Below are 23,688 nucleotides of genomic sequence, written 5' to 3'. Positions count from 1 at the left end.
TTTTTGCACACCTCAGATCCAAGGAGGGCATCGCAGCATGGCCCGAAAACCCACTCGCAGCCAGATCCACTTGCCCAAGAAGGAGGGTCCAAAGCCGCATTCTGTTGTGGTTCCGCTGGTTCAAACACCTGCCCCAAAGCCATCTCCCGACAAGCGCGAACCGCATCCCCACGCCGCGCTCGACCGAAGTGCCATGGCCAGTCTCGCCCGGTTTACCGGCGGGCTGTCGCCCCACGCGATGATCGATGCCTGGAGCGACTGGGCGATGCATCTGGGTCGCGCGCCGGGGCGGCAATTGGAACTGATGGAGCGGGCACAGGCGAATGCGTTGAGGCTTGCGCATTACACATCCGCTCAGATATTCGGCCAGCCTTCTGAAAAACCTTTCAAGCCGGGGCCCAATGACACCCGCTGGTCGCATGTGGGGTGGGGCAGGGCGCCCTTTTCCCTTTGGCAGCAGGGGTTTCTGGCGACGCAGGACTGGTGGCATGCCGCGACATCGGAGCTGCGCGGATTGCGCCGTCAGAACGCGGATCGGACCGGGTTCATGATGCGGCAGCTTCTCGATACAGTATCGCCGTCAAATTTCCCGCACGTCAATCCGGAGATTCTGGAAAAGACTCAGGCGACAGGTGGGCGCAACCTGATCGACGGGGTCGCACATTACGCCGACGACTCCCGTCACATTCTGGCACAGGAACATCGGCCCGTGCCGACGGAGTTTGCACTCGGCAAGGTTCTGGCCTGCACGCCGGGCGTGGTTGTCTATCGCAATGACTTGATGGAACTGATCCAGTATTCGCCCACCACGTCAGAGGTGCAGGCCGAACCGGTGCTCATCGTGCCCGCATGGATCATGAAATACTACATCCTCGATCTGTCGCCCGAGAATTCCTTTATTCGCTGGCTGGTAGCGCAGGGTTACACGGTGTTTTGCATCTCGTGGCGCAATCCGGGGGCAGAGCATGCAGACCTGTCCCTTGAGGATTATCGCAATCAGGGCATCATGCAGGCTCTGAGGGTGATCAACACCATCGTGCCGGGGCAAAAGGTGCATGCGAATGGCTATTGCCTCGGGGGCACGCTTCTGGCCATCGCGGCGGCGGCGATGGCGCGCGACGGTGACGACAGGCTCGCCTCGGTCACGCTGATGGCGGCACAGGTGGATTTTGCCGAAGCTGGCGAATTGCTGCTCTTTCTCGACGAAAGTCAGGTCGCCTTTCTGGAGGATCTGATGTGGTCGCAGGGCTATCTGGACCGGCCGCAGATGTCAGGAGCCTTTGCCGCGATCCGGTCCGAGGATCTGATCTGGTCGCGTGCGGTGCGGCGCTATTTTCTGGGAGAGCCGGACCTGCCCACCGATGTCACCGTCTGGGTGAATGACACGACGCGAATGCCGGCCCGGATGCATTCAGAGTATCTGCGTGGGATCTTTCTGGAGAACCGCATCTCCGCAGGTCGGTTTGCAGTAGACGGCGATGTCATTGCGCTCAAGGATATCTCGGTGTCGCTCTTTGTCATTGGCACCGAGACCGACCACATCGCGCCTTGGCGTTCCGTCTACAAGACAGCCCTCTTCACCGATTGCGATCTGCATTTTCTGTTGACCAAAGGTGGCCATAATAGCGGTATCCTATCCGAGCCGGCGCATAGAGGGCGGCATTACCGGATCGGCCACCGGCCCGCCGGGGCGCTCTACCGAGATCCCGACACATGGCTGGCGGCACATGATCCGCAGTCGGGATCTTGGTGGCCGGAATGGACCAGATGGCTGGACAGCCAAGGCAACGGCGCGGTGCCCGCGCGCCGGCCCGGCAAACACCCAGACTATCCCGGTCTGGAAACAGCACCGGGGACATATATCCATCAGACTTGACGAAGGAGCGCCAAACCACGCTGTTGCGTCTCAGTCTTGGAACAAAAGCAGTCAATGCTTGAGACCCGGATCATGAAATTTGTCAGCCTTGATGACTGTGCCTTGGATGCGGGCGTGGCAAATCAGAGATCGTTGACCTTGTATTTCGTGCATGCGGGGACTGCTTCGAGAGGAGAACCTTCCAGGGATCGGACTGTCATGATCACCGCTTTGGGGCGTAGTGTCCGGCGAGGATGCCGGTGATCTTGATCTGCTTATGGACTTGCAAGACGGTCGTGGCTGTAGCCGCCAAGCTCTCTTGATGACCCAGTTGCACCTCAAACTATGCCCAATTCGCCGCATGGGCCAGTGGTGAGAGATCAAGTTTTGCTTGGGACGGCTGTGGGGCCCTCGGGGGTTGAGGTCTTAGTGTTGAAGAATCTTGGACAGGAAATCCTTCGCGCGCTCACTTTCCGGCGCATCAAAGAACTCTTGCGTTGGACGGTCCTCGACGATGGCACCGGCATCCATGAAGACGACACGGTCCGCGACCTTTCGAGCAAAGCCCATCTCATGCGTCACCACCATCATGGTCATGCCGTCGTCACGGGCCAGTCCCACCATGACGTCGAGTACCTCCTTGATCATCTCGGGATCAAGCGCCGAGGTCGGTTCATCGAACAGCATCGCGATCGGGTCCATCGCAAGGGCACGTGCAATGGCCACGCGCTGTTGCTGACCGCCGGACAGCTGACCGGGATACTTGGCGATGTGGTCAATCATTCCCACGCGCGTCAACAGCGTCTCGGTTCTGGCCTCGGCTTCCTTGCGGCTCCGGCCCAGCACCTTTTCCTGTGCGAGACACAGATTGTCGCGCACGCTCATATGAGGATAAAGTTCGAAATGCTGAAACACCATGCCGATCTTGGCGCGCAGCTTGGTCAGCTTTGCGCCACCGCCTGTCACCTCAGCGCCATCCACGACGATCCGCCCCTCCTGCACCGGTTCCAGCCCGTTCACGCATTTGATGAGCGTGGACTTGCCCGAGCCCGACGGCCCGCAGACCACCACAACCTCTCCCTTGGCAACCTTGGTCGTGCAATCGGTGAGAACCTTGAAGTCCCCGTACCACTTGCTCACATTTTTCATTTCGATCATGTCGTCATCCGCGCTTGAAGCCGACGCACGAACAGCGAACCCGCAAAGCAGATCACGAAGTAAACGAGCGCGGCAAAGAGATACATTTCAACGAGGCGGCCCTCGGTCCGGGCCACGATGGAAGAGGCGGTCATCAGGTCGCGCAGCGATACGACAAAGACCAAGGAGGTATCCTGAAACAGGATGATGCCCTGCGTCACCAGAATAGGGATCATGTTGCGGAACGCTTGCGGCAAGACGATGTATCGCTGGACCTGCCAGTAGCCAAGGCCCGTGGCCTGCCCCGCGTGAACCTGACCTGTTTTTACGCTCTGGATACCGGCCCGCATGATCTCGGAGTAATAGGCGGCCTCGAACATGACAAAGGCGATGAGGGCCGAATAGAAACCGCCGATGGGTCGACCGACGGCCAGCGGCACAAGAAAGTAGAACCAGAAGATCACGAGGATCAGGGGCACCGAGCGGATCAGGTTGACATAGGCCGCAGCGAAAAGCGCCAGCGGCTTGATCCCCGAGAGCCGCGCCAACGCGAGCAATGTGCCCAAAACGACCCCGCCCAAGACGGCAAGAAAGGTGAGCCACAGACTGAGCTGCAAACCCTGCCAGAGGAACGGCAGGTTGTTCAGGATGACGCCAAAGTCAAAATCGCCCATCTCAGCCCCCTTTGCCAACGTAGCCGGGTATGCGCGTGTAGCGTTCGAGAACTGTCATGACGATCGTGGCGCAGAGCGCAATCAAAACGTAGATGATGGTGGCGGCGGTATAGGCCTCAAAGCTCTGAAAGGTGTATTCCGCGATCTGCTGGCTTTGTGCCGTCAGTTCCAGAAGCCCGATGGTGAGCGCGAGCGACGAGTTCTTGAAGACGGTCAGGAATTCCGAAGTCATCGGCGGCACGATCAGCCGGAAAGAAATCGGCAGGAGGACATAGCGATAAACCTGTGACACGCGCATGCCCTGTGCGGTGGCCGCTGACTTGAGTCCTGTCGGCACCGCCTCGATCCCGGCACGCACCTGTTCTGCCACGCGGCTGGCTGTATAGAGGCCCAAGGCCACAACGGCGGTGACGAACTCCGGCTGAGGCATCTCGCGCTTCATCCAGCGCCCCGCGTCCTCAGGCAGCATTTCGGGGACGGCGAAATACCATATGAACATCTGCACCAGCAGCGGCACGTTCCGAAACAGCTCGACATAGGCGGTGCAGACTGTGCTCACCAGTTTGTTGGGCAGGGTTCGGCCTACGCCCACCAACGATCCCACGACCATCGCGATCACCCAGGCGCAGAGCGCTACGGACACGGTCCAGCCCAGGCCACTCAGAAGCCAGCCAAAGTATTCCGGCTCCCACAGAACGCTCCAGTTCCAGTTGTAGTTCATCTTGCCCGGTCCCCCGATCTTGCGCGGCCCGCCCTGTCACGCGCGGGCCGCAGGCCTGTTATTCAGGCAGGGCACCAAGCTGGAACGCCGCCTGCAGGAGCGGGTCGGCGGGGACACCCATCGGGTCGAACCACTTTGAATAGATCTCGTTGATTTCACCCGAGCGGAACACGTTGGCCAACGCGGTTTTACCCACAAGCTCAAAGGCACTGTCGTCGCGACGGACCATCAGCGCGTAGGGATCGAAGGACAGGAAATCACCAACCACGGCAAATGCATCCGGTGTCTTCGACTTGGCAATCAGACCGTGCAGCAGGATGTGATCGGTGGAATAGGCGTCAACCCGGTCGGTCTCGAGCGAGAGCATGCCTTCGGCATGATCGCGCACCGGCAGGATTTTCACGTCGAGCCCCTGAGCTTCGACCACCGCCTTGATGGCCCGTTCATTGGTGGTGCCCTGTGCCAATGCGATGGATTTGCCGTCAAGATCGGCAACCGACGTGATCCCGGACTCCTTGCGGGTCAGGATCTTGGTGCCTGTCACAAAGGTCACCGGCAGATATTCAACCTGCTGCTGGCGCGTCAGGTTGTTGGTGGTGGACCCGCATTCCAGATCTATGGTGCCATTCGCCATGAGCGCGATGCGGGTCTTGGGATTGACGGGCACGTAGCGGACTTCGATATCCTTGCCGAGAGTCTTCTCAACCTCTTCGACCACCTTCATGCACAGGTCGATCGAATAGCCCTCGGGTTGCTGCTGATCATTCAGATAGGAAAATGGCACCGAGCTTTCGCGGTGACCGAGCACGATTTCTCCGCTGTCATTGATCTTGGCGAGTGTGCCCGTTAGGTCCTGGCCCCAGAGTGCGGCAGGCGCCAGCCCTGTTGTCAAAGCCGCAATGGCGAGCATGCGGCGCGCAAGTTTGAAGTCCATGGTCAAGTTCTCCCTGTTTTTGTTAATGGTCAGTTTATCTGGTAGCCCGGCAGATCAAACACGTCGGGATATGCGAAGAGCGCGGCTGAACCGCCAGTATGCAGAAAGACGACATTCTCCATGCCATCAAAGGCCCCCTTGCGTGTCAGATCAATCAGACCGTCTAGCCCTTTGCCGGAATAGACCGGGTCGAACAGCAGCCCCTCGATCTCTGCCAAAAGCCGGACGCTCTCGATCATGCCTTGCGTCGGAATGCCGTAGCCCGCGCCCACGTAGTCGCAGTTCGCCCGGACATCCTCTCGACGAATAGCCTCGTCAAATCCCATGCGCGCGCTCGTGCGCTGTGCGAGGTCAAAGACCATGCTTTCCTGATTCTCCTGAGGCGCGCGCACGCCAATGCCGAGAAGATAGATCTCACTTTCAAGCGCCGCGAGACCCGCCACCAACCCCGCCTGTGTGCCGGAGCTGCCCGTTGCATGCACCAGCGCATCAATCTTTAGCCCCATGGTTGCCGACTGCTCAGCAATCTCCAAGGCGCAGTTCACATAACCAAGCGCGCCCGTGCTGTTCGAGCCACCGCCGGGAATGATGTAGGGTCTGCGCCCGTCTGCGCGCAGCTTGTCTGCCAATGCCTCCATCTCGGACGCCATATCGGAGCCGCCCCGACGCTTGGCCACGGTCGCACCATGCAGCCGGTCAAGAAGAACGTTTCCGTTCAGCGTATACTGCGGATCGTCAGACCCCGTCCGATCCTCAAGGAGGATATGGCAGGCCATTCCGAACCGCGCAGCCGCCGCCGCAGTCTGGCGCGCGTGGTTGGATTGGGTGGCACCTTGGGTGATGATCGTATCCACGCCCTGCGCCAAAGCATCGGCCATCAGGAATTCGAGCTTGCGTGTCTTGTTTCCGCCCGACGACAGGCCTGTGCAATCGTCACGCTTCACCCACAAACGTGGACCTCCCAGATGCTCGGTCAGCCGGTTCATGGGCTCCAGCGGCGTTGGAAAATGTCCAAGTCGCACTCTGGGAAAGGCCGCGAGCGCGCTCGCCAAATCCTTCCTGCGCGCGGCAGAAGGCCAAGCGCTCTGCCGGGTTTGCTGACTCGTCGCCGAAACATCCGCCTCGTGCATCAATGGCCCTCACCCAATATTAGAAGCAGGCTAACCCCTGTTTAACGCGCAAGGAAAATGCTATTTTCTTAGGCTGCCCATACCAAAAGTATGAGTAATGGAGGATGAATGGACCTGAATATCTTCGACGACGTTCTCGTGCTTCTGGAGGAAGGCAACATGAGCCGCGCAGCCCTTCGCCGGAACATCACGCAACCGGCCTTTTCCCGACGCATCCAGAGTTTCGAGATCTGGCTTGGCCGCCCCATCGTCAAACGTACCGCCAACCGCGTGGAAATCGAACCGGCGTTGTTAGAAAACACGGCCGAGCTTCAGGCGCTGGCAGGCCATATTCAGGCTTTTCGTCAGCGGATTGCCAGATACGAACCCGGCAGATCGACCGTAACAGTCGCGGCACAGCACTCGCTGATCGTTTCGATCTTTCCGGATTTCGCGGCCGGTGCGCGCGAGGAGCACCAAGGTGTCGATTTTCGTCTCAGAGCCGCAAATCACAATGACTGCATCTCGCTTTTCCTGAGCGGTGAAGCCTCTCTTCTGATGTGCTACGAGCGCGAAGGAGGAGACCCAATGCCTTTCGATGACAGTATTATCCGTGCGACTTGGGGGCGGGACCGGCTTGTCCCCGTGGTCGGCGGCCCCCTGCGCTTCGCACTGAGTCCCAAGGGCATCCCACCCTCAGACACGCCGATGATCCGGTATCCCAAGGGAAGCTTTTTTGCGGAGATGCTCGCTGGCGCAAGCACCTCATATTCAAATCACACGGGCACCACCTTCGCCGAGAGCGCATTCACCGTTGGACTCAAGGAAATGGCCTTGATGGGATTTGCGCAGGCGTGGCTACCGATGAGCCTCGTTTATAGCGAAGTTCAAAGCGGGGCGTTGATCGTGTGCAACGGAGATACCGAAACGCTCCCTCTCCGAATATCGCTCTTTGCGCGACCAACGGACCCGGTTGCAATGCGCCTGTGTGACCTGCGGCGGAGCCCGGTAACGACATCTTAAAACTTGGACAAGCCCATCATGGTCGCCGAATTGGGCGACGGCCTCAGCCTTCCCTGTTGAATCCTGCAAGCCAGCATCTAGAGCTTCCGTTGCACGGATGGCACCCGCGCCGGTGATCATCACAAGGAATGACCGCGCCGGATTGAGGCACGCTGTCGATGAGGCCAGCCGATCCCGTTTACGCGGCGCAAGCGGATCATTAGCTCTGGATTGTCAGACGACGTTGGTGCCATCTATGAGCGAGAACCGTCAGTCCGAGGTCCCAAGATGCTCGACAAGGAAAGTCGCCCCGATGGCATGATCCAAGTGTTGCCGAGACTCTTCGGGGCGCTCTCTCCCACGGGCGTCCTGCTTGGAGCGGTGCTCTTTGCCATGTCGCTGACTCCCTCGATGGTGCCGCGCGGCCCCGAGATACAGGGGGCACTCGGCGGCCTTGTCTTTGCGATTGGCTATATGACCTCGTATCTTGCGCGCTCGGGCTTGCGCTGGTTGGGGCTCAGGCCGATCTTTCGGCCATCCCTGGCGCTCTTGCATGCGACCTATGCGCTTGCGCTCGTGATCTGTGGTTTCGGTCTCTGGATGGGGGCGGACTGGCAGAATTCGATCCGCAAGGCATGGGGTCTGCCCGAACTTGACGGATTTGCCACGTCCTCTGTCGTCGTACTCGCCCTGGCCGTTGCGGCACTTCTGCTTTTCGCGGGGCGGCTCTTTGAATTGCTCGCGGCCAAATGGCATCTGCGCTCAGCGCGTTTTCTGCCGCCTCGGGTCGCTCGCGGGGTCGGTCTATTGCTGGCGCTGGTGATCTTCTGGGCTGTGATCGACGGTATCGCCTTTCGCCTTGCGCTCAGGACGATCGACACCACGTCGCGGATCGCCGATCTGGTGATCCCGCCTGATCTGGCACCGCCAACCGATGCGGCAACGCCGGGAAGCTCGGCATCGCTGATCGCATGGGAGGATCTGGGCCGATGGGGGCGCGGCTATGTAATCTCCGGACCCGACCGCGCCGATATTGCGGCCTTCTGGAACGCAGCGGCGCGCCAGCCGATCCGGGTCTATGTCGGCCTGACCGCCTCGGGCAGCGCCGAAGACCGCGCAAAGCTGGCCTTTGATGAACTGACGCGGGTGGGCGGATTCGAGCGGAAATACCTCGTCATCGCCACGCCAACCGGTTCCGGCTGGCTTGACCCCGGTGCGATGGATACGCTGGAGTACATGACGCGGGGTGACGTGGCCACAGTCGCGATCCAGTATTCCTACCTGTCCAGCCCGATGTCGGTGATCGTCGACCCTGAGAACGGGATTGCCGAATCCCGCGCCCTCTTTGATCTGATCTATCGACACTGGACCGCACTCCCCCCAGCAGAGCGGCCGCGCCTCTATCTGCATGGCCTCAGCCTTGGCGCGTTCCTGTCTCAGGAAACTGTCCCGCTTTTGAATGTGTTTGGCGACCCGTTTCAGGGCGCTCTGTGGACGGGCTCTCCATTCCTCAGCGACATGTGGCGCATGGTGCAGGACCGCCGTGATCCCGATAGCCCGGCATGGCGTCCGAAATTCGGCAACGGCTCTCTTATCCGCACGGCCAACCAATTTGGCGGGCTGGAGCGGTTCGATGCCTCATGGGGGCCGATCCGCCTTGTTTTCCTACAATATGGCAGTGATCCTATCGTCTTTTTCGACTATTCCCTTGCTTGGCGGCGTCCCGACTGGCTGAGAGCGAACCGCGCGCCAGATCTGGGGCCGGACATGCGGTGGCTTCCGCTCGTCACGATGTTGCAGGTCGGTTTTGACATGGCTGTTGCGGTCGGAACGCTGGGCTATGGCCATGACTACGCCGCGCGCCACTACATCCCGGCTTGGGCCGAAACGCTGGACCCTGCGGGCTGGACCCCCGAGATCGAAGCGCGGCTGGTCGCCCACCTGAGAGACCTCACACCGCGCTGAGTGCCGCAGACACTTTAGGCCGAAAAACGGAGTCTGACCCGCAGCCCCGGCGCTGCGTCTTCGAGCGTCAGCGTTGCGTCATGGACCAGAGCAATCCCCGCCACAAGGCTCAGCCCAAGACCGTTGCCCGGTGTCAAGCGGCTGCGATCCAGCCGGTAGAGACGACGCAGCACCAGATCCCGTTCCGCCTCAGGAATACCGGGGCCGTTATCCGTCACTGACAGATCCACATGGGTCTCTGACTGAGACAGGGCAATGGAGATCGTGGTGCCGTGCGGGGTGTGATGCAGGGCATTCTCGATGAGATTGGCCAGAACCTGCCCCAAGAGCATGCGATCCCCCATGACCGGGCGCATGGGTGCATCCGGCAGGGCGCAGATGAGCGTTTGCCCATTCTCGGCGATCGCAGGCTCGTAAACATCACAGAGCGTCTGACACAGCTCCGACAGGTCCACCGCTGCAAACCGCGCCCGAGGCGAGCCGCTTTCGATCTGCGCCAGTTGCAACAGGGCGTGAAAGATCGACACGATCCCGTTGATCTCCACCTGCGCCTTTTCCAACTGCGCGCGGGCGTCTTGGCTCAGGTCAGGGTTCTGGCTCAGATCGTCCAGATGCACCGCAGCGCGCTGGATCGGGGTCTTGAGGTCATGGGCAATGTCGGACGACACCTGCCGCAGGCTCTCGACCGCATCCTCTTGCGAGCGGGCCATCTGATCGACCTTGGCACCGATCCGGGCCAGATCGTCTGACCAGCCTGCAACATCCCCCACCCGCGCCTGCAGGTTTCCCGATGTCACCTGATCGAGGGTTTCGCTGATCACGGCCACATGCCGCGCGCCCCGCCGCGCCAGAATCAGCCCGCCCGACAGCGCCACTAAAACCGTCGGCAGCAGCGATATGCCCAGAATATTCAGGAACGCATCCCGCAGCGCGTCGATATGCGCAAGGCTGCGCGCCACGGTAAGCTGGCCACCATGCAGCGATGTGGTCAGCGCCAGAAATCGCCCCTCGATCTCGGGATTTCCCGGAAGATAGGACAGAATCCGGTAGCCATCCGCATCCCGCGCCACCAGCGCATTGCCATAGTGCCGGCCATTCGGGGCGAAATAGCTCAGAACGACACGCTCCGGATCGGTGCTGCGCGCTTCGGCCTCGACCAACGAGGCGAGTGCGGCTGCAGAAGGGGCCGCGCGAAACCCCGCCATATCCTGCGTGAGGTCGGCGCGAAGGGTCTGCTCGAATGAGGCCTGCGTGTAGATGTAACTCGCCAGAAGCCCCAGCAGCGACACCAACGAAAACAAGAGCACAAGCCCCGCCGCCAGCCGTATCGGCATCGAGCGCAACAGAAAGGCGCGGCTCAAGGTCATGCGTCGATCCGGTAGCCGGCACCGCGCACCGTCTTGATGAGGTCCGTCGCAAAGGGTCTGTCTACCTTGGCGCGCAACCGGCTGATATGGGTTTCAACCACATTGGTCATCGGATCGAACGAGATGTCCCAGATCGCCTCGAGCAGCATCGTGCGCGTCTGCACGCGCCCCTTGCGGCGCATCAGGTGTTCGAGGATCGCGAATTCACGCGGCAAAAGGTCGATCTCGTGCCCCTCCCGCGTTACTTTGCGGGCGATCAAATCCATTTCCAGAGGTCCGGCGCGCAACATCGTCTCTTGGTCCAGCGCATGTGGACGCCGGGCCAGCGCCGCAACCCGTGCCGACAACTCACCAAAGGCAAAGGGCTTGACCAGGTAATCATCCGCCCCCGCGTTCAAGCCGCTGACCCGCTCGTCGACGCTGCCGAGCGAGGTCAGGAAGAGAACCGGCGTGTGGTTGCCTGCGCCGCGCAGGGTCTTGACCAGCGTCAGCCCGTCGATTTCCGGCAGCATCCGGTCGATGATCAGAACGTCGTAGGGACCGCTCGTCGCTTGGATCAACGCATCCCGCCCGTTGCTGACCAGATCGACGCTCTGCCCTTCCTCACGCAGACCCCGCGCGATATAGGCCCCCGTCGTTGGATCGTCTTCGACCACAAGCAGCTTCATGTCTTCCTCGTGATATCCTTGGCCTGCGCACCAGCTATCCCCGTTTGAACCGCTTTGCACCCGCTTTTGGCCGCGCCTGCAGTTCCTAAACTATTTGTATAGTTGGACACATCCGGCTGTGAGCCCTGCGCATCATATGGGCAGCATCGGACGCAACACAACGGAGCTTTCAACGATGTCATCCATTCTTCTCTCCCGTCGCCTTGCAGGGTCCGCAGCCCTTGTCGCCGTTCTGGGCGCAACAGGCGTTTCACTGAGCACCGCAAGCCCAGCGCTGGCTGTCCCTGCGGGCGGATATGGCGATCTCGTCGCGGCGGTCTCGCCCGCCGTGGTCTATATCGAAGTCACCACCAAAGCGCAGCCAACCAACATGTCCGGCCAATTGCCCGAAGACCTGCCCGAAGAGCTGCGCCGTCAGTTCGAGCGGATGATGCCGCCCACGGGCGAAATGCCGGCGCGCCAGGGCCTTGGATCAGGCTTTATCATTTCCGAAGACGGCAAGATCGTCACCAATAACCACGTTGTCGAAGGCGCCGAGACCGTGACCGTCAAACTCGCGGATAGTCGCGAATTTGATGCCGCCGTGATCGGCAGCGACCCGCTGACCGATGTGGCCCTGCTTCAGCTTGAGTCGGCGGAAAAGCTGCCCTTCGTCCACTTCGGCGACTCGGATGTGATGCGGGCCGGGGATGAGGTTGTCGCTGTTGGCAATCCCTACGGTCTGGGCGGCACGGTGACCTCCGGCATCGTCTCGGCCCTGTCGCGCAACATCAATTCCGGTCCCTATGATGACTACATCCAGACCGATGCCGCCATCAACCGGGGCAATTCCGGGGGTCCGCTGTTCAACAACGACGGTGAGGTGATCGGCATGAACACCGCGATCTTTTCGCCCGATGGTGGGTCGGTCGGCATCGGCTTCGCGGTGCCGTCGGACCTGGTGCAGCACATCGTGGCGGACCTCTCGGATGATGGCACGATCACCCGTGGCTGGCTTGGCGTGCAGATCAAGCCGATGCCCGAGGATATCGCGCAAGTGCTCGGATATGACACCCCTAGGGGCGCTGTGATCGAAAATGTGACGCCTGACAGCCCCGCCGCCAAGGCCGGGCTCAAGCAAGGCGACATCATCCTCAGCTTCAACGAGACCGCGATTACCGAGTTGCGCGATCTGACCCGCGCCGTGGCCGCGACCGATCCCGAGGCCACCGTGCCGGTCACCGTGCTGCACAAGGGTGCGGAAAAGACCATCACCGTGACGATTGGCACCTTGGCCAATCCGAACGCCTGAAAATGAACCGCGTCGGCGCATCCAAGCGGCGCCGACGCGGCACGTAAGGGGAAAGCCAATCAACAGGCTTTCCCCCTTTGCCGTGTCTAGAAGAGTGGCAAACTCTGCGCGACCCTGCCGGACACCATCGCGACAGCCATTTTCCAGCAAACCGTGACGAGAGTTCTGTTGAGATGACCGCACCACGACGCGACAGCGTGCTATGCGCCTGACCGTCCGCGAGCCTCGCGGCTCATGCCGTCTCGGCCAGTGACAGGAGCCGCTCGGAACATTTTTCTGCGAGATCCACATTGGGGGCCTCGGAACCGGGCAACGTGGCCCATCCTTGCTTTGCGACAATATCGCCCTGTTCCCAAGAGCTTAGCTTTTCCATGGCTGCAATCTGCGTGCTCCGCATCTCTGCCGGCTCTGCTTGAAACTGCGCCACACAGATCGGGGTCAGCGCGGACAGGACAGCCGCCTCTGACTGCTCGTCCGCCAGTTTGTGCGCCGAGCCTGTCAGCATGACCCAATTGAAGTTGAGTCCAATGATCGTAATTGCCAGCGCCCCCCCGATGGCGCTCCAGATTGCTGGTTTTGTCCACTCCGGCGATTGCATTTTTTACCTCCGTTTTGATTTATTCTCCTTATGACGTGGGAGTGGCAGGACTGGGTTTCAAGCGGAAATCCGCTCAATGCCACAATGAGGCCATTGAAAATATTGGGAATTTTTCCACGCGAGATCCAAATGACTCCGCTATAAGCGCGTTTGGTGCTCTCTGTTGCCAGACCAGATGATGCGCAGCCTTCGACCGGTTCACGGTGTGGAACCGTGCCAAAAAACGCATCATCCGACGGCACACTCACGCGGCGATCCGCTCTCGATACGCATAGTAGAGAAAGAACCGCCCAGTGAAATTAAGTCACGTCGCCGCCGCCGATCGTCTGCGCAGGAGGCGATATCCTACCGGCACCCCTGCTTCCCGACGTGCTACGACCCCGCTTACATCAGTCAAAGCATCGACGTAGCTCAGGACCAAGCTCCGCAATGGCTCTCGACGTACAGCAACCACCGCCCCATCCGGGGCATCACGCCCGCCCGCACCCGAACGCCTCATCCCGATGGACCCACCTCAGGAGGTTGGCTCGGCGCTCAAGATGTAGAGTTTGCGCATGTGTTCGTGGATCACCCATTCTCCGGTCCAGCCTTGGGGCAGCACCAAGAGATCTCCCGGACCGATGTCGCGCGTCCCCTGTCCGTCGGCATTCGTAACCGAGGCGCGACCCGAGATGATGTGGCAATATTCGCCCATCGCGGTGCGGTCAGCGGTAAAATGCCCCGGCGTGCATTCCCAGACGCCAATCTTGGTGCGGCCATCGGCAGAGGCCCAGAGTTGCACCGCGGCCTCTTCCTGCCCCGGTGTCAGGCTTGTCGGTTTGGCGGCAAAGTCGCCAAGCGGCTGCGTTGCGAGGCTCTGATAAGTCTTGAGGTCGATCATCTGGGGCTCCGAATCTTGTATCTGTAAAGCGCATTGAACGGATTAGGTAACAAGGCGCATCACGCTTCTGGTTTCTTGTCTTGGCCAAAAATTTGCGCCAGCACCATCATAACAGTGGTCACTAGGATCATGATCGTCGAAATGGCCGCGATGGTCGGGTCGATCTGATCGCGCAGCGCGTTGAACATGTTGCGCGTCAACGTCGGGTTGTCACCGCCCGAAATGAACATCGCCACCACCACCTCGTCAAACGAGGTGAGAAAGGCCAAAAGGGCACTGGTCACGACCGCAAAGCGGATCTGCGGCAGGGTCACGGTCAAAAACGCTTTCCATCGTGGCGCGCCAAGGCTGCGGGCGGCCTGTTCCTGGCTCATGTCATAACCCTTGAGGGCAGAGCCGGTCACGATGACCACCAGCGGCAGCGCCAGCACGGTATGGGCCAGAACCAATCCGGTTATGGTATAGAGAAGGCTGAGTTTCACATAGGCGTAGAACGCACCAATCGCCACCAGCACCAGCGGCACCATCATCGGCGTGATCATCAGGACAAAGGCGAGTCTGACAAAGGCAAACCGTGAACTGTGCAGCCCATAGGCCGCCAGCACACCAATCGGTGTGGCCACCAGCATGGTCAGAAATGCCGTCTGAAAAGAGGTCCGCGCCGCCTGCATCCATTCGCTGGAGCCAAAGAAATTATCATACCACCGGGTCGACCAGACCTCTGGTGGAAACTCCAAATACTGGCTGTCCGAGAAGGACATCGGGATCACGATCAATGTGGGCGTGACCAGCAGGATCATCACGATCACGGCAAAGACATAGAGCCATAGGCGTTGGCCATGGGTGACTTGCGTGTCCGTGGCCGGAGATTTGAGCCAGTTCAGCATCAGTGCCCACCTCCGGTCATCCGGTCGAGATTGAGAAACCGGGACGCGACCCAGAGGATCGCCACGGTCAGGACAAGCAGCACCACGCCCAAGGCGCTGGCCGCGCCCCAATTCACGAAAAGCTCGATGTTTGACACGATCTGCATCGATACCATGATCACCTTGCCCCCGCCCAGCACCGCCGGGGTGACAAAGAAGCCAAGGCAGAGGATGAACACCATCAGCGCCCCGGCAAAGAGCCCCGGTGTCGTAAGCGGAAAGAACACCGTCCAAAAGGCGACCCGTGGACTAGCCCCAAGGTTGGCCGCCGCCTTGAGGTAATCGCGATCAATCGCCTTCATCGCGCCATACACCGGCAGGATGAGAAACGGCAGCATGATATGCACCATGCCAATCAAGGTGCCGGTCATGTTGTGGACGATCTTGAGCGGCTCATCCCACAGCCCGAGCGAAATCGCCCAGTTGTTGATCAACCCCTGTTTCTGCAACAGCACTAGCCACGCATAGGTCCGCACCAAGAGCGAGGTCCAGAACGGCAAGAGCACGGTAATCAGGCACAGATTTGCAAGGCGGCTTGGCAGTTGCGACATGAAATAGGCAAAGGGATAGCCGATCAGGATGCACAGCCCGGTGGTCAAAAGGCTGACCTGAAAGGTCGTGACAAAAATGCGCAGATAAGAGCGGCGGCTGATCATGCGCTCGTAATTCTCAAGCGAGAATTGCCCGTTTGCCCCGATGAACGAGACATAGAACAACCAGCCCACGGGAATGACCAGAACCACGAGAATGAGCAGGATTGCCGGTGAACTCAGACCAAAGAGCGTCAGCCGCTCTAACCGCTCGTCGCGGCGTAGCCCGGCGGCATTGCTCGGTGCCGTCTGCATGCTCATGTTTGGCTTCCGTCAATCAGCACTGTGTCTTCGGGGGCAAGCGTTAGGGTCACGCGGTCGCCCAAACGGGGCAGGGACGCGGCATTGCTACCCCGCACCGCACCGCGCAAAGCCACCATTTCGCCCGTATCCAGCCGCGCGTGCAGCAAATAGCTGTCGCCTTGATAGACCACATCGGTCGCGGTGGCGGCAAAATTGTTGGCCCCGTCCCGCGGCCCATCGGGTGAGAGCACGATGCGTTCGGGGCGGATCATCAGTTGAAGGTCGGGTGTGTCGGGCAAGGGTCCCGCATGGATCAGCGGCACGCCCCCAAAGACCACGTCACTGCCCACGCGGCTGACCGTCAGAAATGTGGAATCGCCGATGAAATCCGCCACAAACCGATTGGCCGGATGCTCATAGAGATCGCGGGGCGTCGACAATTGCATAATGCGCCCATGGTTTACCACGGCGATCCGGTCGGACATGGTCAGCGCCTCGCGCTGGTCATGGGTGACATAGACCGTGGTCATGCCCAGTTGCTCGTGAAGATGCCGCAACTCGATCTGCATCTGGTCGCGCAGTTTCTTGTCGAGCGCCGACAGCGGTTCATCCATCAAGAGGATGCGCGGCTCGAATACGATGGCGCGCGCCACCGCGACGCGCTGCTTTTGCCCGCCCGAAAGCTGGTCGACACGCCGATCACCATAGCCGCCAAGCTGCACCGTTTCCAACGCCCGCTCGACCCGTTCCGCGATCTCTGCCTTGGGGCGTTTGCGCAGACGCAAGGGATAGCCCACATTGCCCGCCACGGTCATATGCGGAAAGAGCGCATAGCTCTGAAACGTCATGCCGACGTCGCGCAGATGCGGCGGGGTGCGAATGACCTCGCGATCGCCAAACGTGAGACTGCCGCAGTCAGGCCGGGTAAAGCCCGCAAGCACCATCAGCAGCGTGGTTTTGCCAGACCCCGAGGGCCCCAGAAGCGTGAGAAACTCACCGCTCTTGACCTCGAGCGACACATCGTCGAGCGCATGAACCGCCCCGTAGGTCTTGGTGACGTTCCGAACCGAAATCGGCAGCGCCTCCGCGGCTTTAATTGTCAACTTGCTGCCCTCCAATGGTCCCTTGGCGCAGACGGGCGCCGCAGCGCCCGTCTCGTCTTGCGTTTGGACTATGTTACTCTGTCATCATCTCCTGATACATCTCGGCCGCAATTGTTTCCCATTCCGCATACCATTCAAGCGAGATCGGCAGTTGCATGGCTGCATTCTCGGGCGACGAGGGCAGGCTGGCAGCCACCTCTGCGCTGATCTCACCGGTGTCATAAGCGGATTTGTTGGTTGGGCCATAGGTGATGTATTTGGGCAGATCGTCCTGATACTCGGGTTTAGAGATTTCGGCCAGGAACTGCATCGCGGCATCCCTGTTCGGCGCACCTTTCGGGACCGCGAAACAGTCGTAGTCGAGCAGGGCCTGATTGAAGCTGTAATCCACCTTGGCCCCATCCGCGGCGGCGGTATCAAAGCGGCCATTCCAGCCCGTGGTCATGTCGACCTCGCCATCCTTCATCAATTGGGCGTGCTGCGCGCCAGAGGACCAGAAGACCGAGATATTGGGGCGCAACTCACGGATCTTGTTGAGCGCGCGCTCGATCCCCTCTTCCGAACTCAACACCTCGTAAACCTGATCCATCGGCACGCCATCCGCCATCAGCGCCGGCTCAAGTGCACCCGCAACAGAGCCGCGATAGGCCCGCGAGCCGGGGAATTTTTCGGCGTCAAAGAAATCCGCCCAGCTCTGCGGCCCGTTCTCGCCATAGGTATCCGTGTTCCAGGCATAGACCGTCGAGAACACATCACCTCCGACGCAGAATTCGGAATAGAGGTTCGGGTAAAAGTTGGACACGTCGATCACGTTGTAATCCAGCGCCTCCAATAGCCCCTCGGCCCCGGCCCGTGCCGCAGAGCCGGACCCGCTGGCCACGATGTCGAATGTCACCTGCCCGGTCGAAACTTGCAGGCGCACATCGGCCATCCCGCCATAGGTTTCCTGCTTGACCGTAACGCCGGTCGCCGCAGACGCGGGCTCGAACAAGGCTTTGCTCTGTGCATCCTGATAAGAGCCACCCCAGGATGCGATGGTGATTTCCGTGCCTTGGGCAACAGCAGCGCTGGCGAGCAGCGTGGCGGCGACGGTGAGTGAAAATGTCTTTCTCATCTTGTCTTTCTCCTGTTGGAATGCCGCAAAATGGCGGTGCGTGCCGATTGTTGTCATGTTTCGCTGGCTCGGCGTAATTCAGCGAAAATTCAAGGTCGGGACGGGTCCGAGACCATGGCCCGCTGGGTCTGTCTCTTGTCCATCCAGCGATACCAAGCGACCGTCGCAGGTAGGAACCACGGCTTGCCCGTGTAGAGCGGTCGGGTCGGATGTGGCAGATCGTCAAAGGCGGTCTTGCCTTCGGCGAGTCCCAGTACCTTTTGGCCGGTGCGCATGCCCAGATACCCCGCCATCGAGACACCAGAGCCGCAATAGCCCATGGCGTAATGCACCCCGTCATGAATGCCGGTATGCGCCATTTCGTCGAAACTATAGGCAACCGTGCCATGCCAGGAATGCGAGATTGCGTAGGCCTTCAACTGCGGAAAAATGCGGGTCATGCTCTCGAAGAGCAGCGGCGCGCTGACCGATGTGTCGGTCTCGGCAGCAGAGACGCGCCCGCCAAACAGGACGCGCCGCCGGTCTGGCGAGGCGCGGTAGTAATAGAGCACTTTGCAGGTGTCGCTGGCGATCCGGTCGGTCGGGAACAACTCGTCGATCAGCATCTCGGGCAATTCTTCGGTGGCAATGATATAGCTGCCAATCGGGATCACCCGGCGTTGCAGCCAAGGGGTCAACGCCCCGGTATAGCCATTGGTGGCAACGATCACGTCCCGCGCGCGCACCTCGCCATTGGCCGTCTGCACGCGAAAACCGGTGCCCGTGTTCTCGATCTTGCCCACGGGGCAATGCGCCACGACCTCGACACCGGCCCTCAATGCGGTCATCAACAACCCGCGATGATACTTGGCGGGATGCAGGGAGCAGTGTTTGGTAAACACCACCCCGCCATGATAGAAATCCGTGCCCAACTCGCGATGCTGCTCTGCGCGGGGCACGGCAAAGCTGTCGATGCCTTCGCCCCTGTGCATGTGTTCGGCGTCGCGCACCAGCGTTTCATAATGGGCGGGGGTATGGGCCGCATGAAAGCGGCCCACGCGCCTGAAATCGCACTCGATTCCCTCGGCAGCGATGAACTCTCCAATCCACTCGAGCGCCTGTGCGCCCTCACCCCGGAGCGCGCGCGCCTGTTGTGGTCCATACTTGGCCGTCAGCTTTTCAAGCGACGGTTTCACGCTGGTGCTGATCTGGCCGCCATTGCGCGTGCTGCATCCAAAGCCTGCCGCTTCGGCGTCGATCACAACCGTCTTTCGCCCACCGCGTGCCGTGGCGATGGCCGCACTCAATCCGGTGTAGCCTGACCCCACGATCACCACATCCGCCTCCTGTGGCGGATCGACAGGCAGCACGGGCATCGGCCCAACCTGATCGTGCCAATAAGGATGGTGCAGAGTGGGTCCGGGGGCTGTGCAGTCCATCGCGTTACTCCGTTCGCAGGGCAAACCAAATTGGCATCCTGCAGATACAAGCCCTAACGCTAGGGCAACATTGGACTTTCTTTCATATCCAATTTGACAAAAAAATCAGACCAATTTCAGCGCAAGGCCGGTAGCGTTCGGAGGATTTCCATGCCGCGCCGGATGTCCTCAGGGGCCGCACTGCCAAATCCAAAGACCAATCCAGATCGGTCAATCGGACTGAGGCAGTATTTCGAGAGCGGGGCCAGAACCACGCCGCGCTCCGCCGCCTGCTTGACGACCGCTTGCGCGTCGATCCCCGGCGCAAGATCGGCCGGGGTATGAAACCCGCTGGCGGTTTCCTGAATGGCGATACAGTCGGGCAGGATGCGGCTTTCCTCCATCAGCGCCTCATACCGCGCCTTGTAGAGCCGCCGCATCAGCCGGATATGCGTGGCAAAATGGCCCTCATCCATGAAATCGGCAACGATCGCCTGCGTTGCCGTGGGCGGACCGCTGGCCCAGAACCGAAACATGCGATCAAAGGCGTCGGTCATGCGCTCGGGTACGAGCACAAAACCCAGCCGAAGCGACGGAAAGAGCGATTTCGAGAAGGTGCCGACATAGATCACGCGCCCCGATTTATCCGTGCTGCGCAGCGCCGGTTGGGGGGCGTTCCCATAGTAGAATTCTCCGTCGTAATCATCCTCGACGATCACCGCCTGCGCCTCGTCGGCGGCCTGCAACAGCTCGAACCGACGCCCCAGCGACATGACATGACCCAAGGGCTGCTGGTGCGACGGGGTGACAAAGGCCATGCGGAAATGCGGAGCCTTGGCCAAGCCATCGGCTACGATCAACCCGTCCTGATCCACGTCCACCGGGACCAGTTCCGCCCCTTCCGACAAGAGCGCATTGCGCGCGCCTGAGGCACCTGGGTTCTCCATCCAGACCCGATCACCGGGATTGAGCAAGAGCCGACCGATCAGGGCAAAGGCGTGTTGTGCGCCCGAGGTAATGAATATCTGATCGTGATGACACTGGATTCCCTTGAGGACACTCAGATGTGTGGTGATTGCGCGCCGCAGGGGTTCGTATCCCTTGGGCTGGCCGTACCCCATCACCGCCCCGCGCGCACCCCGCAGGTGCCGCGCCGAGAGCCGCGACCAGTGCGCCAGCGGAAAAGCATCCAGCGCAGGCAGCGCCGTCACAAAGGCGCGCGCCTCATGGGGCAGCCAGTTGCGCTGGGCATAATCCTTTTCGGCATGGCTGATTGTATAAGACACGCGTGGTTGCTGACCCATGGCATCCGAGGACGCGGCCAGAACCGGGGCGGGGCGCTGATGGTCCAAGGTGTCGCTCACAAAGGTTCCAGAGCCGACTTGCGACACCAGCATGCCCTCTGCCACCAACCGATCCACCGCATCAATCACAGTGGTGCGCGACACGCCGGTTTCGCGTGCCAGAGTGCGCGTCGCAGGAAGCCGTTCTCCCGCCCGTAAACTCCCCGACAGGATGATGTCGCGCAGGGCCATATAGAGTTGCACGCTCATGCCCTTGCGCGACGATCGGTCGAGATGGATAGAGGACAAAAGCGCCCCGGCAGCCTGTTTCATGCGGAACTCCGACGCAATTGGTCTGAGAAGAGTACATGAATTACTGAGTCAGGCAAGCCAATTGCCATGCGCAGAGGGTGGCACAGGCCCGATAATCCTGGCGCTCTCAGGGCGTGGCTACCTCTCAGAGACCTGATATGTCGCGGCCTCGAGCCATGCTGGAGATATTTCGACACCCCAGCCGGGGGCGTCGGTGACGATGGCGTGGCCGTCGTCGATCCGGTAGGGATCCCCTAGGAATAGTCCCTCCTGCCATGGATAATACTCCGGCCCCTCGATCGAGAATTCGAGGTATTTTCCCGCATTGGGAATGGCGCGCAAGAGGTGCATTGTACACATCGTCACCAAGGACAGGTTGGCGGCATGGGGCGTGACAAGCAGGCCTGCGCGCGCAGCCATCTGGCAGACATGCAAGGTCCGGTGCATGCCGCCCATGTACATCACATCGGGCTGCACGATATCCACCGCGCCCCGGTCAAGCATCAACTGCCAACTGGAATATTCGCAATCCTGTTCGCCGCCCGCAACATCGAGCAAGAGCGCGGCGCGCACGGCGGCGGTCTGGTCATAGTCCCAATAGGGGCAGGGCTCCTCGAAATGGCCGATGCCGTTGTCCTGAAGCAGTTTGCCCACCTCGATGGCGCGGGCGGGGGAATAGCAGGAATTGCCATCTACCAGTTTGTCGATGCCGTCGCCAAGGGCACGCGACACGGTCGGCACCACCGCCTCGGTGCGGCCCGGCCATTCGTCGTGATCACGCCCCGCCTCGGCCCCAACGCGCCATTTGAAGGCCGTAAATCCCTTGTCGTCGCGCAGGCGGCAAAAGCGGGCGGCCTCGTCGTCGGGGGTGATGTCGCGGCGCATCGAACTGGCATAGGCGCGCACCCGCCCCGGAGACCCGCCAAGCAGGGTTGCGACCGGCTTGCCCTCAAGCTTGCCGCGCATGTCCCACAGCGCGGTATCAAGCCCGGTCATGGCGCGGCGCAGGTAGCTTCCGGGATATTTCAACTCGCGTTCATAGATCAGATTGAGGGTATCGGCAAAATCGAGCGCATCAGTGCCAAGCGCATGCGGCGCGATCTGACGGTGAAAGATGGTGCAGGTGATATCGGCGTTATATGTCGAAACCTGCCCCCAGCCCTGTTCCCCGCTGTCTGTCGTCACGCGGACGAAACCCACAAATTCGTTACAAAAAGTCTCTAGCCGCGCAATCCGCATGTCAGCCTCCAGATGTCATCGGGGTTCAGGTTGCTGATAAAGCGGTTCGGAACAAGCTCCACTCTAGCATCAAATGCCAGTCCATTTTCACGGATCGACACGCGCAGGTCCACGCACTGTTCGAATGCGCAGAGAGTCAACGCCCTTGGTCCGTGGGCTGCACGCGGTCTGGAGCGCCCCCAAGCATCAGAGGCAATGGACCAGAAAACGAGACATATGTCTTGCCCGATGGAGGTTCATTTGCAGGTCGCTTTGCTAGGCGTTCAAATTCCATCCGTCAAAGCTGCAGCGACAGATACCCCGGCGCTGCGGCCTCTGTTGAGGAGCTGACACCGTCGGCTCTGATCATGGCAAGGAAACGAGTTTGAAAGGCCACACAGATCGGGCTTGGGCTGCCGGTCTGCCGCAGGATGAAACCAACGGTGCGCAGCGCTGTGGCATCATCCAATGCAAGCGAGCATAAAGTGTCGTCAATCGAAAGCGTTGCGAGGGCCGGCAGGATCGTTGCCCCTGCTCCGGCGCGCACCAATGCCAACAACGAGATGACATTTCGCGCGCTGAGCGTGGACCCAACATCGAGCCCGCCATCTTCAAGACCGGAAAAGCCGGCTGTTGATTTGTTGCTGATCAACCTGTGCCCGCGCAAATCCTGTCGTCTGAGAGGGGACCTTGCCTGAGCAAGCGGGTGATCCTTGCGGCAGACCAATCGAAACGGGTCATTGAACAGAGGGACAAACTGCAGGCCCGCGCCCGGTTCCGGGGCTCCGCCTATGCCTAGCTCCACTTCGCCGGTTGCGATCAGCATATGCACGCTGGCGCTGTCTGTATCGAGAAGCTCGATCTGAATGCCAGAGTGATCAGCGAGCATCGCTGTCAGGATTGGAGGGAGAAGTTGCGCCGCGACAGAGGGCACCGCTGCAATGCGCAATGCGCCTTCGCGTCCAGCGGCCATTGCTGTCATGCGTTCAATCGCATGATCATGGTCTCGCAACAGCTCTCGGGCAAGGGTCCGAACCTCATGCCCGAGCACCGTCAACGTATGTTTGCGATCAGTCTCGAACAAAGGAGCGCCCAGATGAAGCTCGAGCTGTTTGAGCGTCATCGAAACGGCCGAGGCCGTCCGCCCAAGGATTTCGGCTGCGTCACTGATGTTCCCGCAGTCAGCGACTGCAACAAAGACACGCAGGGCTTGGGTCCGGATCATGGTGCCTCACTTCAATTTTTCTGAATTAATATCAATATTAATTCGATTGATCTGAAAATACTATCCCGCTTAAAGT

The 23,688-nt window shown here is 60.3% G+C and carries 21 protein-coding genes; 4 read left to right on the top strand and 17 right to left on the bottom strand.

From position 1 onward, the window contains the following. The first annotated feature begins 37 nt into the window (after nt 1-37). Nucleotides 38-1,876 (top strand): alpha/beta fold hydrolase, encoded by a 1,839-nt coding sequence (locus VR71_RS05350; RefSeq protein WP_045681867.1) that lies wholly within the window; start codon nt 38-40, stop codon nt 1,874-1,876. A 405-nt stretch (nt 1,877-2,281) separates the two neighbouring features. Here VR71_RS05350 and VR71_RS05345 read toward each other — a convergent pair whose 3' ends face one another. Genes VR71_RS05345 through VR71_RS05325 form a run of 5 tightly spaced genes read right to left on the bottom strand, consistent with a single transcriptional unit; the run spans nt 2,282 to nt 6,451 of the window. Then, a complete protein-coding gene (locus tag VR71_RS05345) occupies nt 2,282-3,013 on the bottom strand; it encodes an amino acid ABC transporter ATP-binding protein (RefSeq protein WP_009816215.1) in 732 nt (243 codons plus the stop codon). Beyond that, a complete protein-coding gene (locus VR71_RS05340; protein WP_045681866.1) occupies nt 3,010-3,666 on the bottom strand; it encodes an amino acid ABC transporter permease in 657 nt (218 codons plus the stop codon). The genes VR71_RS05345 and VR71_RS05340 overlap by 4 nt, the downstream gene beginning before the upstream one ends. Nucleotide 3,667: 1 nt before the next feature. Further along, nucleotides 3,668-4,387, bottom strand: a complete 720-nt coding sequence (locus VR71_RS05335) for an amino acid ABC transporter permease (protein WP_045681865.1) — start codon at nt 4,385-4,387, stop codon at nt 3,668-3,670. Nucleotides 4,388-4,445: 58 nt separating this feature from the next. Beyond that, a complete protein-coding gene (locus VR71_RS05330) occupies nt 4,446-5,321 on the bottom strand; it encodes an amino acid ABC transporter substrate-binding protein (RefSeq protein WP_045681864.1) in 876 nt (291 codons plus the stop codon). A 29-nt stretch (nt 5,322-5,350) separates the two neighbouring features. Then, nucleotides 5,351-6,451 (bottom strand): D-cysteine desulfhydrase, encoded by a 1,101-nt coding sequence (locus tag VR71_RS05325; RefSeq protein WP_296429895.1) that lies wholly within the window; start codon nt 6,449-6,451, stop codon nt 5,351-5,353. Between the two features lie 108 nt (nt 6,452-6,559). Between VR71_RS05325 and VR71_RS05320 the strand changes: the two genes are divergently transcribed. After that, complete coding sequence (locus tag VR71_RS05320) at nt 6,560-7,453, top strand: LysR substrate-binding domain-containing protein (protein WP_045681863.1); 894 nt, start codon at nt 6,560-6,562, stop codon at nt 7,451-7,453. A 267-nt stretch (nt 7,454-7,720) separates the two neighbouring features. Beyond that, nucleotides 7,721-9,397 (top strand): alpha/beta-hydrolase family protein, encoded by a 1,677-nt coding sequence (locus tag VR71_RS05315; RefSeq protein WP_296429894.1) that lies wholly within the window; start codon nt 7,721-7,723, stop codon nt 9,395-9,397. 14 nt (nt 9,398-9,411) lie between these two features. Here the strand turns inward: VR71_RS05315 and VR71_RS05310 are convergent, their stop codons facing one another. Beyond that, a complete protein-coding gene (locus VR71_RS05310) occupies nt 9,412-10,764 on the bottom strand; it encodes a HAMP domain-containing sensor histidine kinase (RefSeq protein WP_045681861.1) in 1,353 nt (450 codons plus the stop codon). Next, a complete protein-coding gene (locus tag VR71_RS05305; RefSeq protein WP_045681860.1) occupies nt 10,761-11,432 on the bottom strand; it encodes a response regulator transcription factor in 672 nt (223 codons plus the stop codon). Before VR71_RS05305 ends, VR71_RS05310 begins: the two co-directional genes overlap by 4 nt. 136 nt (nt 11,433-11,568) lie before the next feature. On the opposite strand from VR71_RS05305, the gene VR71_RS05300 reads away from it, so the two are divergent. Continuing rightward, the gene (locus VR71_RS05300) at nt 11,569-12,723 is read left to right on the top strand and encodes a Do family serine endopeptidase (protein WP_296429935.1); all 1,155 of its coding nucleotides are present in this window, start codon (nt 11,569-11,571) and stop codon (nt 12,721-12,723) included. A gap of 232 nt (nt 12,724-12,955) precedes the next feature. Here VR71_RS05300 and VR71_RS05295 read toward each other — a convergent pair whose 3' ends face one another. The 10 genes from VR71_RS05295 to VR71_RS05250 all read right to left on the bottom strand — a co-directional run bounded on the left by VR71_RS05295 (nt 12,956) and on the right by VR71_RS05250 (nt 23,612). Then, nucleotides 12,956-13,321 carry a hypothetical protein gene (locus VR71_RS05295; protein WP_045681859.1) on the bottom strand — a complete coding sequence of 122 codons (366 nt, stop codon included), beginning with the start codon at nt 13,319-13,321 and terminating at the stop codon, nt 12,956-12,958. Nucleotides 13,322-13,835: 514 nt separating this feature from the next. Continuing rightward, nucleotides 13,836-14,201, bottom strand: coding sequence for a cupin domain-containing protein (locus tag VR71_RS05290; RefSeq protein WP_009816226.1), 366 nt, complete (start codon nt 14,199-14,201; stop codon nt 13,836-13,838). 59 nt (nt 14,202-14,260) lie between these two features. Continuing rightward, nucleotides 14,261-15,088, bottom strand: a complete 828-nt coding sequence (locus VR71_RS05285) for an ABC transporter permease (protein ID WP_009816227.1) — start codon at nt 15,086-15,088, stop codon at nt 14,261-14,263. After that, nucleotides 15,088-15,978, bottom strand: coding sequence for an ABC transporter permease (locus tag VR71_RS05280; RefSeq protein ID WP_045681858.1), 891 nt, complete (start codon nt 15,976-15,978; stop codon nt 15,088-15,090). Before VR71_RS05280 ends, VR71_RS05285 begins: the two co-directional genes overlap by 1 nt. Beyond that, nucleotides 15,975-17,063, bottom strand: a complete 1,089-nt coding sequence (locus VR71_RS05275) for an ABC transporter ATP-binding protein (protein ID WP_296429892.1) — start codon at nt 17,061-17,063, stop codon at nt 15,975-15,977. The genes VR71_RS05280 and VR71_RS05275 overlap by 4 nt, the downstream gene beginning before the upstream one ends. Before the next feature lie 73 nt (nt 17,064-17,136). Continuing rightward, entirely contained in the window at nt 17,137-18,177 is a 1,041-nt protein-coding gene (locus VR71_RS05270) for a polyamine ABC transporter substrate-binding protein (protein WP_045681946.1), read from the bottom strand. Between the two features lie 89 nt (nt 18,178-18,266). Then, entirely contained in the window at nt 18,267-19,532 is a 1,266-nt protein-coding gene (locus VR71_RS05265; RefSeq protein ID WP_045681850.1) for an FAD-binding oxidoreductase, read from the bottom strand. A gap of 179 nt (nt 19,533-19,711) precedes the next feature. After that, complete coding sequence (locus tag VR71_RS05260; RefSeq protein ID WP_009816232.1) at nt 19,712-21,190, bottom strand: PLP-dependent aminotransferase family protein; 1,479 nt, start codon at nt 21,188-21,190, stop codon at nt 19,712-19,714. Nucleotides 21,191-21,307: 117 nt separating this feature from the next. After that, a complete protein-coding gene (locus VR71_RS05255) occupies nt 21,308-22,408 on the bottom strand; it encodes a mandelate racemase/muconate lactonizing enzyme family protein (protein ID WP_045681847.1) in 1,101 nt (366 codons plus the stop codon). 277 nt (nt 22,409-22,685) lie between these two features. Beyond that, nucleotides 22,686-23,612 carry a LysR family transcriptional regulator gene (locus VR71_RS05250; protein WP_296429890.1) on the bottom strand — a complete coding sequence of 309 codons (927 nt, stop codon included), beginning with the start codon at nt 23,610-23,612 and terminating at the stop codon, nt 22,686-22,688. Nucleotides 23,613-23,688 lie beyond the last annotated feature (76 nt).

It is taken from the genome of Roseovarius sp. BRH_c41 (assembly GCF_000961715.1).
In the GTDB taxonomy this organism is placed as follows: Bacteria; Pseudomonadota; Alphaproteobacteria; order Rhodobacterales; family Rhodobacteraceae; genus Roseovarius.
The sequence above is the reverse complement of the archived record's forward strand: the minus strand, read 5'-3'. Positions and strand labels throughout refer to the sequence as shown.

What these genes read in the sequence shown, in the direction of transcription:
- VR71_RS05350 (WP_045681867.1), top strand. Translation starts at nt 38, where the DNA reads ATGGCCCGAAAACCCACTCGCAGCCAGATCCACTTGCCCAAGAAGGAG.
- VR71_RS05345 (WP_009816215.1), bottom strand. Translation starts at nt 3,013, where the DNA reads ATGATCGAAATGAAAAATGTGAGCAAGTGGTACGGGGACTTCAAGGTT.
- VR71_RS05340 (WP_045681866.1), bottom strand. Translation starts at nt 3,666, where the DNA reads ATGGGCGATTTTGACTTTGGCGTCATCCTGAACAACCTGCCGTTCCTC.
- VR71_RS05335 (WP_045681865.1), bottom strand. Translation starts at nt 4,387, where the DNA reads ATGAACTACAACTGGAACTGGAGCGTTCTGTGGGAGCCGGAATACTTT.
- VR71_RS05330 (WP_045681864.1), bottom strand. Translation starts at nt 5,321, where the DNA reads ATGGACTTCAAACTTGCGCGCCGCATGCTCGCCATTGCGGCTTTGACA.
- VR71_RS05325 (WP_296429895.1), bottom strand. Translation starts at nt 6,451, where the DNA reads ATGCACGAGGCGGATGTTTCGGCGACGAGTCAGCAAACCCGGCAGAGC.
- VR71_RS05320 (WP_045681863.1), top strand. Translation starts at nt 6,560, where the DNA reads ATGGACCTGAATATCTTCGACGACGTTCTCGTGCTTCTGGAGGAAGGC.
- VR71_RS05315 (WP_296429894.1), top strand. Translation starts at nt 7,721, where the DNA reads ATGCTCGACAAGGAAAGTCGCCCCGATGGCATGATCCAAGTGTTGCCG.
- VR71_RS05310 (WP_045681861.1), bottom strand. Translation starts at nt 10,764, where the DNA reads ATGACCTTGAGCCGCGCCTTTCTGTTGCGCTCGATGCCGATACGGCTG.
- VR71_RS05305 (WP_045681860.1), bottom strand. Translation starts at nt 11,432, where the DNA reads ATGAAGCTGCTTGTGGTCGAAGACGATCCAACGACGGGGGCCTATATC.
- VR71_RS05300 (WP_296429935.1), top strand. Translation starts at nt 11,569, where the DNA reads ATGGGCAGCATCGGACGCAACACAACGGAGCTTTCAACGATGTCATCC.
- VR71_RS05295 (WP_045681859.1), bottom strand. Translation starts at nt 13,321, where the DNA reads ATGCAATCGCCGGAGTGGACAAAACCAGCAATCTGGAGCGCCATCGGG.
- VR71_RS05290 (WP_009816226.1), bottom strand. Translation starts at nt 14,201, where the DNA reads ATGATCGACCTCAAGACTTATCAGAGCCTCGCAACGCAGCCGCTTGGC.
- VR71_RS05285 (WP_009816227.1), bottom strand. Translation starts at nt 15,088, where the DNA reads ATGCTGAACTGGCTCAAATCTCCGGCCACGGACACGCAAGTCACCCAT.
- VR71_RS05280 (WP_045681858.1), bottom strand. Translation starts at nt 15,978, where the DNA reads ATGAGCATGCAGACGGCACCGAGCAATGCCGCCGGGCTACGCCGCGAC.
- VR71_RS05270 (WP_045681946.1), bottom strand. Translation starts at nt 18,177, where the DNA reads ATGAGAAAGACATTTTCACTCACCGTCGCCGCCACGCTGCTCGCCAGC.
- VR71_RS05265 (WP_045681850.1), bottom strand. Translation starts at nt 19,532, where the DNA reads ATGCCCGTGCTGCCTGTCGATCCGCCACAGGAGGCGGATGTGGTGATC.
- VR71_RS05260 (WP_009816232.1), bottom strand. Translation starts at nt 21,190, where the DNA reads ATGAAACAGGCTGCCGGGGCGCTTTTGTCCTCTATCCATCTCGACCGA.
- VR71_RS05255 (WP_045681847.1), bottom strand. Translation starts at nt 22,408, where the DNA reads ATGCGGATTGCGCGGCTAGAGACTTTTTGTAACGAATTTGTGGGTTTC.
- VR71_RS05250 (WP_296429890.1), bottom strand. Translation starts at nt 23,612, where the DNA reads ATGATCCGGACCCAAGCCCTGCGTGTCTTTGTTGCAGTCGCTGACTGC.